Origin of the sequence: Salipiger bermudensis, from assembly GCF_019801965.1 — a bacterium.
In the GTDB taxonomy this organism is placed as follows: Bacteria; Pseudomonadota; Alphaproteobacteria; order Rhodobacterales; family Rhodobacteraceae; genus Salipiger; species Salipiger bermudensis_A.
Window position 1 is genome coordinate 274,700 of record NZ_JAHVIA010000002.1, and the last position, 15,245, is coordinate 289,944.

Genomic DNA, 15,245 nt, shown 5'->3' on the forward strand with positions numbered 1-15,245 from the left:
CGTCACTCCCCGAGCGCGATGCCCTCGCGCCGCGGATCGGCCCCGCCTTGCAGTGTCTCGCCCACGGCGATGGCGTGCAGCCCCGAGTTCAGCCCGCGCAGGGTCACCTCGTAGCCCAGTTCGACCAGCGGCGCTTCGAGCGCGGTGGCCTCCGTGCCCTCCTCGAGATCGTAGGCCCCGAAGCGGTTGACGAGATGCGGCATGGCGACGGCCTCCTGCACGTCCATGCCCCAGTCGACATGGGCGATAATCGCCTGCGCCACGTAGCCGATGATGCGGCTGCCGCCGGGGCTGCCGATCACCAGCGAGGGCGCGCCTTCGGACATCACGATGGTCGGCGCCATCGACGAGCGCGGGCGCTTGCCGGGCTCGATGCGGTTGGCGATGGGCACGCCGTCGGCGTGGCTGCGGAAGGAGAAATCCGTCAGCTCGTTGTTGAGCAGGAAGCCGCCCGCCATCAGCCGCGAGCCGAAGCCGTTCTCGATGGTGGTGGTCATCGACAGGGCGTTGCCGTCCGCATCGACGATGGAGATATGCGAGGTCGAGGGGAACTCGATGCTTTCATCATCGGCGAGGCGCAGGGCGTGGTCCCACTCGGGCTGGCCCGGTGACACCTCGGGCAGCGCGTCGTCGCCCGCGAGCAACTCGGCGCGGGACGCGAGGTAGTCCGGCGCCACCAGCCCCTTAACCGGAACGGGGACGAAATCGGTGTCGGCCATGTAGCGGCCACGGTCGGCGAAGGCGAGTCGCGAGGCATCGCCGATCAGCCGCCAAGCCTCGGCGCTGTCGGGGCCGAGCGTGGCGAGGTCGTAGCTATCGAGCATGCCGAGGATCTGCCCCACGGTGAGCGCGCCCGAGGAGGGCGGGCCCATGCCGCAGACCTCATGGGCGCGGTAGGTCGCGCAGACGGCGGGGCGCTCCTTCACCCGGTAGAGCGCCAGATCGGCGGTCGAGAGCCGGCCCGGATTGTCGTCAGCCTCGCGCACGGTGGCGACGATCTCCTCGGCGATCGCGCCGGTGTAGAATGCCTGTGCGCCGCCTTCAGCGATCCGCCGCAGGGTCTCGGCGTAGTCGGCATTGGTGAGCATGTCGCCGGCGGCGATGGGCTGACCCTCGGGGAAGAAATAGGCAGCGGTGTCGGGGAAGCGTTGCAGCCGCTCGGCATCGCCCGCCACCAGCTCGGCCAGCCGGGGCGAGACGGTAAAGCCGCCCTCCGCCAGCGCGATGGCCTCATCGAAGAGCCCCGGCCAGTTGGCGCGGCCCCAGCGGCGATGCGCCTCCTCCATCAGCTTCGGCGTTCCAGGCGTGCCCACTGAAAGCCCGCCGACCACGGCGTCGAAGAAGCCCAGCGGCTCGCCAGACTTGTTCTGAAACTGGCGCGGATCGGCGGCCAGAGGCGCGGTCTCACGGCCGTCGAGCGTGGTCAGCGCGCCGCTCTCGCCATCGTACCAGACGAGGAAGGCGCCGCCGCCAAGCCCGGAGGATTGCGGCTCGACCAGCCCCAGCACCGCCTGCACCGCGACCATGGCGTCGGCGGCGCTGCCGCCCTCGCGCAGCACCCGCGCGCCGGCCTCGACCGCCAGAGGGTTGGCCGCGGCGATCATCCAGTCCTGCGCTTCAGTGGGCGTGCCCGCCGCTTTCGCGTCGAGCGCCGCGCGGGCGGCGTCGGAGAGCCCGGCGAAGGCGGCGGCGGTCTCGGTCGCTGCCTCGGGGGCGACGGCGTCGGCCGCCTCCTGCGCGAGCGATGGCGTCGCGCTCAGCGCGAGCACGAGCATCAGGCTGGAGCGGGTCATGGCGGTCTCTCCCTGTGACGATTGGTTTGCGGCGAGCCTAGCAGCGCGAGGGCCGCCGGTCACTCGCTGCGCCCTTCGGTGGCTGGCATCCGCCGCGCGGGCGTGGTTCAACGGGGCAGCGGCAGGAGGCAGAGCATGGCCAAGGGCACCCCGGCGACAAAGGCGCTGAGCAAGGCGGGCATCGCGTATGAACTTGCGGAATATGACTATGACCCGGGCGCCGGGCGTGTCGGGTTGCAGGCGGCCGAGGCCATGGGCGTGGCGCCGGAGCGGGTGTTCAAGACGCTGATGGTCGAGCTCGACGGCGCGCCGCTCTGCGTGATCCTGTCCTCCGATGCCGAGGTCGACATGAAGGCGCTGGCCGCCGCGATGGGCGGTAAGTCGGCCCGTATGATGAAGCCCGAGGCGGCGGAGCGCATGACCGGCTACAAGGTCGGCGGCGTCAGCCCCCTTGGTCAGCGCAAGCGGGTGCCGGTGGTGCTCGAACAGGCGGCGCGGCGCTTTGCCACGATCCATGTCAACGGCGGGCGGCGCGGGCTGCAGATCGAGATCGCGCCCGGCGACCTCGTCTCGGTGCTGGGCTGCCGCGAGGCCAGCTTCGCGCGCTGAGGCGGCGCCTGCGGGAGACATTGAAGTTCCCTTTATGTTCCTGCCGGGCTATGCTCGCCCGAAACCATAAGGGCCCGGGGGACTCACCGAGGGGAGAGGCGCATGGCAGAGGCAGGCTATCTCGACAAACTCAATCCCAACCAGCGCGCCGCGGTCGAGTTCGGCGTGGGCCGCGATGCCGTGGCGCCGCCGCTTCTGGTGATCGCCGGGGCGGGCTCGGGCAAGACCAACACGCTGGCGCACCGGGTGGCGCATCTGCTGGTCAACGGCGCCGATCCGCAGCGCATCCTTCTGATGACCTTCTCGCGCCGCGCCGCCACCGAGCTCACCCGTCGGGTGGCGCGGATCACCGAGCAGGCGATGGGCAGCGGTGTCGCCGCCGAGGCGCTGACCTGGGCCGGGACCTTCCACGGAATCGGCGCCCGCATCCTGCGCGAGCACGCGCTGGCCATCGGTCTGCATCCCGAGTTCTCGATCCATGACCGCGAGGACAGCGCCGACCTGATGAACCTCTGCCGCAACGGGCTGGGGTTCTCGCAGGCCAAGGCGCGCTTCCCGGCCAAGGGCACCTGTCTCGCGATCTATTCCCGCGCGGTCAATTCCGGCGATCCGCTCGACGAGGTGCTGCGCGACCATTTCCCGTGGTGCAGCCCGTGGCAGGCCGAGCTGAAGCAGCTCTTCGGCGCCTATGTCGGCGCAAAGCAGGAGCAGAACGTGCTCGATTACGATGACCTGCTGCTCGCCTGGGCGCAGGTGATGTCGGACGAGGGCTTTGCCGCCCATATCGGCGGCGCCTGGGATCACGTGCTGATCGACGAGTACCAGGACACCAACCGCCTGCAGGCGCGCATCCTGATGGCGCTGAAGCCTGACGGGCAGGGCCTCACCGTGGTGGGCGACGACGCGCAGTCGATCTATGCCTTCCGCGCCGCCACGGTGCGCAACATCCTCGACTTCCCGGCCGGCTTCCAGCCGCCTGCGGATGTCATCACGCTGGATCGCAACTATCGCTCCACCCAGCCGATCCTTTCGGCCGCCAACGCCGTAATCGGGCAGGCGAAGGAGCGCTTCACCAAGGATCTCTGGACCGAGCGCGCCTCGGCCGAGAAGCCGCGCCTCGTCACGGTGGCGACCGAGGGCGACCAGGCGCGCTATTTCGTCGACCGCATCCTCGAGGACCGCGAGACCGGCACTAGGCTCAAGGAGCAGGCGGTGCTGTTCCGCACCTCGTCGCACTCGGTGCAGCTCGAGGCCGAGCTGACCCGGCGCAACGTGCCCTACGTGAAGTTCGGCGGGCTCAAGTTCCTCGACAGCGCCCATGTGAAGGACCTGCTGGCCTTCCTGCGGCTGGTGCGCAACCCGCGCGACCGAGTGGCAGGGTTCCGGGTCTTGCAGCTCATTCCGGGCATCGGGCCGAAGGCGGCGGGGCAGGTGCTCGACGCGCTCGATCTGGCGCCCGATCCGCTGGCCGCGCTGGAAGACGTGGCGCCGCCGCCGCGCGCGGGGGCCGATTGGCCGGGCTTCGTCGAGGCGATGCGCGCCAAGGCCGATTGGCCGGCGGCGCTGGGCAATGCGCGGGCGTGGTACGAGCCGCATCTCGAGCGCATGCACGAGGACGCCGAGGCGCGCCGGGCCGATCTCATGCAGCTCGAGCAGATCGCCACCGGCTACCCCAGTGCCGAGGCCTTCCTGACCGAGCTGACGCTCGATCCGCCCGATGCCACCAGCGATAAGTCGGGCGTGCCGCTGAAGGACGAGGATTACCTGATCCTGTCGACCATCCACTCGGCCAAGGGGCAGGAATGGAAATCGGTCTACCTGCTCAACGCGGTCGATGGCTGCATCCCCTCCGATTTGGGCACCGGCTCGACCCACGAGTTGGAGGAGGAGCGGCGCCTGCTCTACGTCGCCATGACGCGGGCCAAGGACCACCTGACGCTGGGTGTGCCGCTGCGCTTCTACGTCACCAGCCAGACCCGCAACGGCGACCGGCATGTCTATGCCATGCGCACCCGCTTCATCGAGAAATCCATGCTCGACCGGTTCGAGACCCTGCACTGGGCGCCGCCGGTCGGGCAGGGCGCGCCGCGCCCGGCGCCGGGGCAGATCGACGTGGCGGCGAAGATGCGCCAGATGTGGGGCTAGGCCTCGGGTTCCGCTTTCGGGCGCTGCGGTTCGGTGTAGGCTGCGGGGCAGAGACCATCCCCTGACAGGAGTTCCGCCCGTGATCCACTGCCTTCGCCTGCTTGCCCTGACCCTGATGCTTGCTCTGGGCGCGCCCGCCATGGCGCAGGACCGTGCCGCGGTCGAGCGCCAGTTCCGCGGCTGGCTCGAGCAGACGGTCTGGCCGCGCGCCCGCGCCGAAGGGGTCTCGCGCGGGACCTTCGAGGCGGCTTTTGCGGGCGTGGCGCTGGACTGGGATCTGCCGGATCTGGTGCCGCCGGGGGCAAAGGCGCAGACTCCGAAGCAGCAGCGGCAGGCGGAATTCGGCGCGCCGGCCAAGTATTTCTCGCGCGGCTCGCTCGACGGGGCGACCTCGGTGGGGCGGCGCATGGCGCGGCAGCACGCGCAATCGCTGGCGGCGGTGGAGCGGGCCACCGGCGTGCCCGGGCGCATCATCCTCGGCGTCTGGGGGCGCGAGAGCGGCTACGGGCAGGTGGCGATCCGCCACGATGCCTTCCGTGTGCTCGGCACCAAGGGCTTCATGAGCACTCGCGCGGGCTATTTCACCGACGAGTTGGTGGCGGCGCTGCGCATCGCCGAGGCCGGACACGTCAATCCGCGCAATATGAAGAGCAGTTGGGCGGGGGCGCTGGGCCAGCCGCAATTCATGCCGTCGAACTTCCTGAACTACGCCGCCGACGGCAATGGCGACGGCCATGCCGATATCTGGAATTCCGAGGCCGACACCATAGCTTCGATCGGCACCTATCTCGAACGCCACGGCTGGCAGGCGGGGCGCGACTGGGGCTTCGAGGTACGGGTGCCCGCGTCGGTCTCCTGCACACTGGAAGGCCCCGATCAGGGGCGCCGGATCTCGGACTGGGCGGCGATGGGGATCACCCGGGTCTCGGGCACGCCCTTTCCCGATAGCGAGGCGCGCGGCGAGGGCTTCCTGTTGATGCCGGCGGGGCGGCACGGGCCGGCCTTCATTGTGACGCCGAATTTCTACGTGCTGAAGGATTACAATATGAGCGATCTCTACGCGCTCTTCGTTGGCCATGTGGGCGATCGCATCCAGTACGGTATGGGCGATTTCGAGGCGCGCTGGGGCGACGTGGGGCGGCTTTACCGCTCGGAGATCGCCGCCATGCAGCGCGGGCTCGAGGCGCGTGGCCATGACGTGGGTGGGGCGGATGGCCTGCCGGGCTTCAAGACCCGGCGCTCGATCGGGCGGTGGCAGGAGGCCAATGGCCGCCCCACCACCTGTTTCCCCGAGCGCGCGATGGCGTCGGCGCTGGGCGGCTGAGCCGCCCGCGCCACGGCGGTCAGAGCCGCTCGATGGCCAGCGCGATGCCCTGACCGCCGCCGATGCACATGGTGACGAGGGCGCGCTTGCCGCCGATGCGCTCGAGCTCGTAGAGCGCCTTGACGGTGATGATCGCGCCGGTGGCGCCGACCGGGTGGCCAAGCGCAATGGCGCCGCCATTGGGGTTCACCTTGGCCGGATCGAGGCCCAGCTCGTTGTTCACCGCCAGCGCCTGCGCCGCGAAGGCCTCGTTCGATTCGATGACGTCGAAATCCGCGGCGCTCAGCCCGGTGCGCTCGAGCAGCGCACGAACCGCCGGAATCGGCCCGACGCCCATCACCTCGGGGCGCACGCCGGAATGGGCGTAGCCGAGGATGCGGGCGCGCGGGGTAAGCCCGGCGGCTTCGGCGGCGGAGGCGCGCGCCAGCACCAGCGCCGCAGCGCCGTCATTGATGCCGCTGGCATTGCCCGCGGTCACGGTGCCGTCCTTTTCGAAGGCGGGGCGCAGGCCGGCGAGGGTCTCGGCGGTGGTCGCCTTGGGATGCTCGTCGGTGTCGAACACCACGGTGCCCTTGCGCGAGGCGATCTCGACGGGAACGATCTGCTCCTTGAAGAGCCCTTCGGAGATGGCGCGGGCGGCGCGCGCCTGGCTCTCGGCGGCGAAGGCATCCTGCGCCTCGCGGCTGATGCCGTGCTCGCGCGCCACGTTCTCGGCGGTGACGCCCATATGGCCGGTGCCGAAGGGGCAGTTCAGCGCGCCGATCATCATGTCGACGGTGCGGATGTCGCCCATCTTCTTGCCCCAGCGCTGGTCGGGGTTGATGAAGGGCGCGCGCGACATGCACTCGGCGCCGCCGGCCAGCGCGAAATCGGCATCGCCCAGCATCAGCGACTGGGTGGCCGAGATGATCGCCTGCACGCCGGAGCCACAGAGCCGGTTGACGTTCATCGCCGGGACGGTCTCCGGCGTGCCCGCCTGCATCGCGGCGACACGGCTGAGATACATGTCGCGCGGCTCGGTGTTGATGATGTGGCCGAAGACCACGTGGCCGATCTGGTCGCCCTCGACACCGGCGCGCTCCAGCGCCGCCTTGGCCGCAGTGGTGCCAAGCTCGATCGGCGGCACGCCGGCGAGGGCGCCGCCGAAGGTGCCGATGGCGGTGCGCGCGCCGCTCAGGATGACGATATCGTCTGACATGGGGACCTCCTCAGATCTCGGGTTGCGCGGAGCATGGCCCGGCGCCGCGGCCTTGTCAGCCGCTACGTCCCGTCACGCGGCGGGGCGGAGCTTGGCGGCGCGGAAGAGGTCTGGCCGGAGGGCGCCTCGGAGGGAAGCGGGCCTGAGATCGGCGGCAGCGACTCGTTGACCACCCGCACCTCGCGCTGCGGGAAGGGGATGGAGATGCCGTTTTCCTTGAACGCGTCCCAGAGTGCCAGGTAGACATTGCCCCGGATATTGGTGAGGCCGCCGGTCGGGTCGGAGATCCAGAAGCGCAGGATGTAATCGACAGAGCTGTCTCCGAAGCCGACGATGTGGCAGACCGGCGGGCGGTCGCTCAGCACACGGGTGACCGAGAGCGCCGCCTCTACGGCGATCCTGCGCACGAGGTGGGGATCGTCGCCGTAGGAGGTGCCGAAGAAGATGTCGAGCCGGACGAAATCGTTGGAATGTGACCAGTTCACAACCTGTCCGGTGATCAGGTCCTCGTTGGGAATCAGGTATTCCTTGCCGTCGCGCGTGGTGATCGAGACGTAGCGCGCGCCGAGCGCGTTGATCCAGCCGAACGTGTCGTTCAGCGAGATCACGTCGCCGGGTTTCACCGACTTGTCGAGCAGGATGATGATGCCGCTGACGAGGTTGGAGACGACCTTCTGGAGCCCGAAGCCGAGGCCCACGCCGATGGCGCCGGAGAGGAAGGCGAGCCCGGTGAAATCCACGCCAACGAGCTTCAGCGCCATGTAGAGCGCGGCGCCGTAAAGCGAGACCTGCAGGAATTTCACCGCCAGCACCTGCATCGAGGGGCTGAGGTTGCTGTTGCGCCGGATTCTCGCGGCACTGGTGCCCGACAGGAAACGCGCAAGCGCCACCAGCACCGCCAACACCAGCAGCCCCTGCAGGATCAGCCAGACCGAGAGCCGGCTCTCGCCGAGCTCGATGGCGACATTGTCGAGCACCGCGGCGGTTTCCTCGCTGAGGCCGAGGATCCAGATCGTCACCCAGATCCACGCCCCGTAGCGCAGCAGGCTGCGCACCGCCGGGTTGCGGATCAGCCGCGTGCCGAGCGCGATGCCGAGCCAGGCGCTGGCAAGTTTTGCAATGACAATCAGGAGATAGGAGCGTGACGGCCAGGTGACCTGCTGCATGATGCCGACCACGTGCCAGATCAGGATCACGAAGAAGATCATCCGCAATCGCCGCTGCAGCACCAGCAGCACGCGCAGGCGCCACGTGGGCCAGCCGTCGCGGGTGCGCATCCATTCGCGCATCCTCGGGCTCACGATCTGCGCGATGAGATGGGCGATGAGGAACAGCGTCAGCGCGATGCCGAGCTGGTAGAAATTCCACGGCCGCACGAACGTGGTGAAAAAGCTCTCTGCCTGCGCCAGCGCCTCGAGCGCCGTGCTTTGCAGGGTATCGAGCGGGGCCTGCCCGACCTGCGCCGGGATCATCTCTGGAACCTCGTCATCACGGGAAACAGAGTTGCACCGGCGGCGCTGCGGGGCAAGCGTCTCGCGCTCACCGTTGGGCGAGCAGGGTCAGGGCAGAGCTCGAATCGCCGTGCGGCACGGCCATCAGGGCGAGGATGCCGAGCGCCGCGATCAGCGTCAGGGTGAGAGCGTTGAGAGGATCCTTCATGGCGGTGTCTCCGTGGCTGCGCAGACATACGCGCGGGCGGGCCGGGCGGTTCCCTGCACGGGATGCGCCCTGCGTCTGCCGGGAAAGGCCCTGCGGCGCGCTCGCGATCGCTCTGTCGGAAGAATACCCAACATCGCCCGCATCTTCCCGAAGGAAGCGATTGCCCTGACGATGTCGGTGCAGTGGTGAGCCGTGCAGGATTCGAACCTGCGACCCACTGATTAAAAGTCAGTTGCTCTACCAACTGAGCTAACGGCCCACTGTGGGGCGGCTTCTAGAAATTACGGGGGGTGGGGTCAAGCACATTTTTACAGATTTCTGACAGGAAATTTTCGCGGCTCTGGAAAGGGTGCCGCAACGCGCGTATATGCGCGCCATGGAACACACGCGCGAACCCCTGTCCTTCATGAAGATGCACGGCCTTGGCAACGATTTTGTCGTGCTCGATGGGCGTGCGCGCGCCATCGAGGTGACACCGGGTCTGGCCCGCGCCATCGCTGACCGCCATCGCGGTGTTGGCTTCGATCAGCTCGCCCTGATCGAATCCGGCGAGGGCGACGCGCAGCTGACCTTCTACAACGCCGACGGCTCCACCGCCGGCGCCTGCGGCAACGCCACCCGCTGCATCGCGCGTTTCCTGATGGACGAGAGCGGCAAGGACCGGCTCACCCTCGTCACCGAGCGCGGCCAGCTCTTCGCGCAAGACGCCGGCGACGGGCTCACCTCCGTCAACATGGGGCACCCGCAGCTCGACTGGCAGGACATCCCGCTGGCCTCCGAGATGGATACGCTGGAGCTGCCGATTGAGGGCAAGCCGGTGGCGACCGGCATGGGCAACCCGCATTGCACCTTCTTCGTCGAGGATGCCGAGGCCATCGATCTCGAGGCCTTCGGGCCGCGCTTTGAGCATCACCCTTTCTATCCGCAGCGCACCAACGTTCAGGTGGCGAGCCTGATCGGCCCGGATCACCTGCGCATGCGGGTCTGGGAGCGCGGCGTCGGCGTGACGCTGTCCTCGGGCTCGTCCTCCTGTGCCACCGCGGTTGCGGCAGCACGGCGGGGGCTGACGGGGCGCAAGGTGACGCTCGAGCTCGACGGCGGCACGCTGCGGATCGACTGGCGCGATGATGGCGTCTGGATGACCGGCGCCACCGCGCATGTGTTCGACGGCAGCTTCGGGCCTGCCTGGCTGGAGGCAGCCCGATGAGCGCGCCCAAGTTCACCACGCTGGGCTGCCGGCTCAACGCCTACGAGACCGAGGCGATGAAGGCGCTGGCCGAGGAGGCCGGCGTCGGCGATGCGGTCGTGATAAACACCTGCGCCGTCACCGCCGAGGCGGTGCGCAAGGCGCGTCAGGAGATTCGCCGCCTGCGCCGCGAGAATCCCGACGCCCGCGTCATCGTCACCGGCTGCGCCGCGCAGATCGACCCCGACAGCTTCGCCGCGATGGATGAGGTCGACGCGGTGATCGGCAATTCCGAGAAGATGTCGCCCGACACCTGGGCAGGGCTGTCGAACGGCTTCATCGGCGAGACCGAGAAGGTTCAGGTCAACGACATCATGTCGGTGACCGAGACCGCCGGCCATCTGATCGACGGCTTCGGCACGCGGAGCCGCGCCTATGTGCAGGTGCAGAACGGCTGCGATCACCGCTGCACCTTCTGCATCATTCCCTATGGCCGCGGCAATTCGCGCTCGGTGCCCGCCGGCGTTGTCGTCGACCAGATCAAGCGGCTGGTGCAGAAGGGCTTCAACGAGGTGGTGCTGACCGGGGTCGACCTGACCTCCTGGGGCGCCGACCTGCCGGGCGCGCCGCGGCTGGGCGACCTGGTGATGCGCATCCTGCGCCTGACGGACGTGCCGCGCCTGCGCATCAGCTCGATCGACAGCATCGAGGCCGATGACAACCTGATGCTCGCCATCGCCTCCGAGCCGCGGCTGATGCCGCATCTGCATCTCAGCCTGCAGCATGGCGACGACCTGATTCTCAAGCGTATGAAGCGCCGTCACCTGCGCGACGACGCCATCCGCTTCACCGAAGAAGCGCGCCGCCTGCGCCCCGACATCACCTTCGGCGCCGACATCATCGCGGGCTTCCCCACCGAGACCGAGGCGCATTTCGAGAACTCGCTGAAGCTCGTCGAGGAGTGCAGCCTGACCTGGCTGCACGTCTTCCCCTATTCCTCGCGCCCGGGCACGCCCGCGGCGAAGATCCCGAGCAAGGTCGACGGCACCACCATCAAGGCCCGCGCCGCTCGCCTGCGCGCGGCCGGCGAGGCCGCGGTGGCGCGTCACCTCTCGGCGCAGCAGGGCGTGACCCATCGCATCCTGATGGAGAACCCGACGATGGGGCGCACCGAGCAGTTCACCGAGGTCGATCTCTCGACCCCGCAGACCGAGGGTGCCATCGTCACCGCGACGATCACCGGCCAGCACGGCCAGCGGCTCGTGGCCTGAGATGCACCCGAACCCGACCTTTCGCGGCACCAAGTGCGATGAGAGCCTCGCCTTCGCGCGGCAGCGCGCCTTCGGCACGCTGTCGGTCTCGGCCGAGGGCGCGCCGCTGCTGTCGCACGTGCCCTTCCTGCTCGCGGAGGATGGCGGCTCTGCGGATCTGCATCTCGTGCGCTCCAACCCGATTGCGCGCGCGGCCAGGGACGGCCTGCCGGCGAGGCTCGCGGTGAGCGGGGCGGATGGCTACATCTCGCCCGACTGGTACGGTCTCGGCCCAGACCAGGTGCCGACCTGGAACTACGTGGCGGTGCACCTGACCGGCCGGCTTGTGCCGCTGCCACGGGAGACGCTCGAGCCCCTGCTCGCGGCACAGTCCGCCTTCTTCGAGGCGCGACTGCCCAAGGCGCCCTGGACCATGGAGAAGATGACGGAGGAGACAAGGACCAAGCTCCTGCGCATGATCCTGCCGTTCCGGCTCGAGTTGGAGAGCGTCGACAGCACCTGGAAGCTCGGGCAGAACAAGCCCGAGGCGGCGCGGCGCGCGGCGGCCGGGTCGCTGGGCGGCGGCATCGGGCAGGAGCTCGATGCGTTGGCGCAGCTCATGCGGGCGCCACCAGAGAGCGACTGATCGTTTGCGCTTGCCGCGCACATGCGGCATGACTGGCGAATGCCCATCGCGACCAAAGCCCTGCTCACCCACATGCTCACCGCGACCGGCGCTGTCTTTGCCATGCTGGCGCTGCTGGCGGCGGCACAGGAAGACTGGTCGGTGATGTTCCTGTGGCTGGTGGTGGCGTTCTTCGTCGACGGCATCGACGGCCCCCTGGCGCGGAAATACGACGTCAAGACCAACGCGCCGCGCTTCGACGGGGTGCTGCTCGACCTGATCATCGATTACCTGACCTATGTCTTCATCCCGGCCTTCGCGCTGTTCCAGTCGGGGCTGATGCCGGGCTGGACCGGATGGTTCGCGATCATCATGATCACCTATTCCAGCGCGCTCTACTTCGCCGACAGCCGGATGAAGACCGATGACAACTCTTTCAACGGCTTTCCGGGGTGCTGGAACATGCTGGTCCTGGTGCTGTTTGCGATCAAGCCGGGGCTCTGGGTGATCCTGATCCTTGTGGCGCTGCTCGCGGTGGCGATGTTCCTGCCGCTGAAGTTCATTCATCCGGTACGGACCCGGCGCTGGCGCGGGCTGTCGCTGCCGATCGCGCTGGCCTGGACCGGCTTTGCCGGCTGGGCCGCCTGGGTCGATTTCCACCCGGAGAGTTGGGCGCATTGGGGGCTGGTGGTCACCTCGCTCTACCTGATCTTCGTTGGCATCGTACAGCAGCTGATCCCCCAGCGTCGCCCCTGAGCACGGGCACGACCGTCCCGCCCAAACCTGGCGATATCGCCCGGCCGCGATCTTCGGCCTGCCTCCGGCGGGAGTATTTTTGACGAAGAGAAGCCAGGGGCGCTCGCCTCCCGTCTTCTCTGGTTTCAAAATACCTCGGGGGTGAATTGGCGCTCAGCGCCAAGAGGGGGCAGCGCCCCCTTGTCTGCGGGAGCAACAGGCGCGGCGCCGGGTTAGTCCGGGGCGCGGTCGCCGACGGCCTCGCGCCAATGCTTGCGGCAGAGCGAGATGTAGGTCTCGTTGCCGCCGATCTGCACCTGGTCGCCGGCGGTGACGACGCGCCCGTCGCCGTCCTGCCGGATCACCATTGTCGCCTTGCGGCCGCAATGGCAGATCGTGCGCACCTCGCGCATGGTGTCGGCCAGCGCCAGCAGCACCGCCGAGCCGGGAAACAGCTGGCCGCGGAAATCGACCCGCAGTCCGTAGGCCATCACCGGGATCTTCAGGTCGTCGGCAACGCGCGCCAGCTGCCAGACCTGCGCCTCGGTGAGGAACTGCGCCTCGTCGACGAAGATGCAGGCCAGGGTGCGGGTTTCCTGCTGCGACTGGACGCGGGCGAAGAGATCGTCCTCGGGCGTGAAGGTGTCGGCCTCCCGGCCAAGGCCGATGCGCGAGCCGATCCGTCCCTCGCCGGCGCGGGTGTCGAGCCGGGCGGTCAGCAGATAGACCTCCATGCCGCGCTCGCCGTAGTTATGCGCGGCCTGCAGTAGCAGCGTCGACTTGCCTGCGTTCATGGTGGAGTAGTTGAAATAGAGCTTCGCCATGGCGCAGAGCCATGCCGCAGCGGCGCAATCGGTGCAAGCGGGTCGCGGGGGAAAGCGCGCAGACCGTGGCGCAAAAGAATGCCCCCGCGGGGCGGGAGCATTCTCTGGACTGAAATGTCTACACAAAATCAGAGGTTTCGCGGTCCGTCATTCGGAAGTCTCGAGGATCGGACGGATCCTGATCCTGATCGTCCCGGGGCAGCTTTCGGGCCCGCGAACTGTGTCTTTAACTATGCTGTAACTATAGCACTTAGGTCGCGGTTTGACCTAGCGTAAATCCGCTCTATCCTCACAGGTGTGTTGACAGGTCCGGAAAGCGCGACGAATCCGGGTGTTAACGCTATCCCGCTTCTGTTTCGAATCGTTCAAATGCACGTATAACGTGTGTATTGCCGTGCGAATCACCTGCGCAGGAGCGGCGGTGCGGCCCGGGCCACGCGCGGCAGGCTCAGACAAGCCGCCCCCACAGGTCGTATTCGCCGGCCTCGTCGACCTCGACGGTCACGATATCGCCGGGCGACAGCGCCTCGTGGCCCTCGTCGATGAACAGATTGCCATCGATCTCGGGCGCGTCGGCCTTGGTGCGGCAGGTGGCGGCATCCTCTTCGACCAGGTCGACGATCGCCTCCATGCGGCTTCCGACCTTGGCGGCGAGCTTGGCCTCGGAGATGGCTTGCGCCTTCTCCATGAAGCGATCCCAGCGCTCCTGCTTGACCTCGGCGGGCACGTGGTCGGGCAGCGCGTTGGAGCGCGCGCCGGCGACGTTTTCGTACTGGAAGCAGCCGACCCGATCGAGCTGCGCCTCGTCCATCCAGTCGAGCAGGGTCTGGAACTCGGCCTCGGTCTCGCCGGGGTAGCCGACGATGAAGGTTGAGCGCAGCACGATCTCGGGGCAGGCGGCGCGCCAGGCGGCGATCTCGTCGAGGGTGCGGGCGGCGGCGGCGGGGCGGGCCATGCGGCGCAGCGTGTCGGGATGGGCGTGCTGGAAGGGGATGTCGAGATAGGGCAGGATGCCGCCCTCTGCCATCAGCGGGATCATCTCGCGCACGTGGGGGTAGGGGTAGACATAGTGCATCCGTACCCAGGCCCCGAGGCTCCCGAGGTCTCGGGCCAGCGACTGGATCGGCGCCTTCTCTGTGCGGTCCTTCCAGTCGGTGCCGTAGGCCGAGGTGTCCTGGCTGATCACCAGCAGCTCCTTGACGCCGGCCTCGACCAGCTTCTCGGCCTCGCGCATCACCGCGCGGTGCGGGCGCGAGGCGAGCTTGCCGCGCATGTCGGGGATGATGCAGAACTTGCAGGCGTGATTGCAGCCCTCGGAGATCTTCAGGTAGCTGTAGTGCCGCGGCGTCAGCTTCACCCCCGAGGACGGCAGCAGGTCGACGAAGGGATCGGGCGACGGCGGCACCGCGCCATGCACCGCGTCGAGCACCTGCTCGTACTGGTGCGGTCCGGTGACGGCGAGAACCTTGGGATGCGCGCCGGTGATGTAGTCGGGCTCGGCGCCGAGGCAGCCGGTGACGATGACCTTGCCGTTCTCGTTCAGCGCCTCGCCGATGGCTTCGAGGCTCTCGGCCTTGGCGCTGTCGAGGAAGCCGCAGGTGTTGACGATCACCGCGTCGGCGCCGGCGTAGTCGGGCGAGATGCCATAGCCCTCGGCGCGCAGCCGGGTCAGGATGCGTTCGCTGTCGACCAGCGCCTTCGGACAGCCTAGGGAGACCATGCCGATGGTCGGCTGGCCGTCGCGTTTGGTCTCGGAGATGCGGGCGCGCGCCAGGTCGGGGCGCAGGTCGGGGGGATTCTGCATGGCGCGCATATAAGCGAGGGATCGCTGCGTGGGAAGCCTGTTGCGGGGTTTGCTTGACCTCGGCGCCCATCGGACGAGGTTAGGAAGAAGAAA

General features: G+C 68.3%; 12 protein-coding genes and 1 tRNA gene. 7 read left to right on the top strand and 6 right to left on the bottom strand.

The genetic code is table 11. The annotated features are described in order from the left end of the window. Nucleotides 1–2: 2 nt before the first annotated feature. On the bottom strand, nucleotides 3–1,793 hold the full coding sequence (gene ggt, locus KUV62_RS05265; RefSeq protein WP_222602631.1) for a gamma-glutamyltransferase: 1,791 nt from the start codon (nucleotides 1,791–1,793) through the stop codon (nucleotides 3–5). 135 nt (nucleotides 1,794–1,928) lie between these two features. Between ggt and ybaK the strand changes: the two genes are divergently transcribed. From ybaK to KUV62_RS05280, 3 genes are all read left to right on the top strand, one after another. Next, nucleotides 1,929–2,402: a Cys-tRNA(Pro) deacylase gene (gene ybaK, locus KUV62_RS05270; protein ID WP_222602632.1), complete on the top strand. Its 474-nt coding sequence runs from the start codon at nucleotides 1,929–1,931 to the stop codon at nucleotides 2,400–2,402. Between the two features lie 102 nt (nucleotides 2,403–2,504). After that, complete coding sequence (locus KUV62_RS05275) at nucleotides 2,505–4,547, top strand: ATP-dependent helicase (RefSeq protein WP_222602633.1); 2,043 nt, start codon at nucleotides 2,505–2,507, stop codon at nucleotides 4,545–4,547. 115 nt (nucleotides 4,548–4,662) lie between these two features. Continuing rightward, on the top strand, nucleotides 4,663–5,871 hold the full coding sequence (locus KUV62_RS05280; protein WP_222602968.1) for a lytic murein transglycosylase: 1,209 nt from the start codon (nucleotides 4,663–4,665) through the stop codon (nucleotides 5,869–5,871). A gap of 19 nt (nucleotides 5,872–5,890) precedes the next feature. Here KUV62_RS05280 and KUV62_RS05285 read toward each other — a convergent pair whose 3' ends face one another. From KUV62_RS05285 to KUV62_RS05295, 3 genes are all read right to left on the bottom strand, one after another. Further along, the gene (locus tag KUV62_RS05285; protein ID WP_222602634.1) at nucleotides 5,891–7,069 is read right to left on the bottom strand and encodes an acetyl-CoA C-acyltransferase family protein; all 1,179 of its coding nucleotides are present in this window, start codon (nucleotides 7,067–7,069) and stop codon (nucleotides 5,891–5,893) included. Between the two features lie 62 nt (nucleotides 7,070–7,131). Next, nucleotides 7,132–8,541: a mechanosensitive ion channel family protein gene (locus KUV62_RS05290; RefSeq protein ID WP_261395328.1), complete on the bottom strand. Its 1,410-nt coding sequence runs from the start codon at nucleotides 8,539–8,541 to the stop codon at nucleotides 7,132–7,134. A gap of 370 nt (nucleotides 8,542–8,911) precedes the next feature. Further along, nucleotides 8,912–8,987 (bottom strand) — tRNA-Lys (locus tag KUV62_RS05295). 108 nt (nucleotides 8,988–9,095) lie between these two features. Between KUV62_RS05295 and dapF the strand changes: the two genes are divergently transcribed. From dapF to KUV62_RS05315, 4 genes are read left to right on the top strand one after another with little or no spacing between them, the layout of a single operon-like run. Further along, on the top strand, nucleotides 9,096–9,935 hold the full coding sequence (gene dapF, locus KUV62_RS05300) for a diaminopimelate epimerase (protein WP_222602635.1): 840 nt from the start codon (nucleotides 9,096–9,098) through the stop codon (nucleotides 9,933–9,935). Beyond that, nucleotides 9,932–11,185 carry a tRNA (N(6)-L-threonylcarbamoyladenosine(37)-C(2))-methylthiotransferase MtaB gene (gene mtaB, locus KUV62_RS05305; RefSeq protein ID WP_222602636.1) on the top strand — a complete coding sequence of 418 codons (1,254 nt, stop codon included), beginning with the start codon at nucleotides 9,932–9,934 and terminating at the stop codon, nucleotides 11,183–11,185. The genes dapF and mtaB overlap by 4 nt, the downstream gene beginning before the upstream one ends. Before the next feature lies 1 nt (nucleotide 11,186). Continuing rightward, the gene (locus KUV62_RS05310) at nucleotides 11,187–11,810 is read left to right on the top strand and encodes an FMN-binding negative transcriptional regulator (RefSeq protein ID WP_222602637.1); all 624 of its coding nucleotides are present in this window, start codon (nucleotides 11,187–11,189) and stop codon (nucleotides 11,808–11,810) included. 39 nt (nucleotides 11,811–11,849) lie between these two features. After that, on the top strand, nucleotides 11,850–12,545 hold the full coding sequence (locus KUV62_RS05315) for a CDP-alcohol phosphatidyltransferase family protein (RefSeq protein ID WP_222602638.1): 696 nt from the start codon (nucleotides 11,850–11,852) through the stop codon (nucleotides 12,543–12,545). Nucleotides 12,546–12,757: 212 nt separating this feature from the next. On the opposite strand, the gene KUV62_RS05320 is transcribed toward KUV62_RS05315, so the two are convergent. Together KUV62_RS05320 and rimO are read right to left on the bottom strand one after the other, a co-directional pair. Further along, nucleotides 12,758–13,348, bottom strand: coding sequence for a thymidine kinase (locus tag KUV62_RS05320; RefSeq protein WP_222602639.1), 591 nt, complete (start codon nucleotides 13,346–13,348; stop codon nucleotides 12,758–12,760). A 448-nt stretch (nucleotides 13,349–13,796) separates the two neighbouring features. After that, on the bottom strand, nucleotides 13,797–15,161 hold the full coding sequence (rimO, locus tag KUV62_RS05325; RefSeq protein ID WP_222602640.1) for a 30S ribosomal protein S12 methylthiotransferase RimO: 1,365 nt from the start codon (nucleotides 15,159–15,161) through the stop codon (nucleotides 13,797–13,799). Nucleotides 15,162–15,245: the final 84 nt, after the last annotated feature.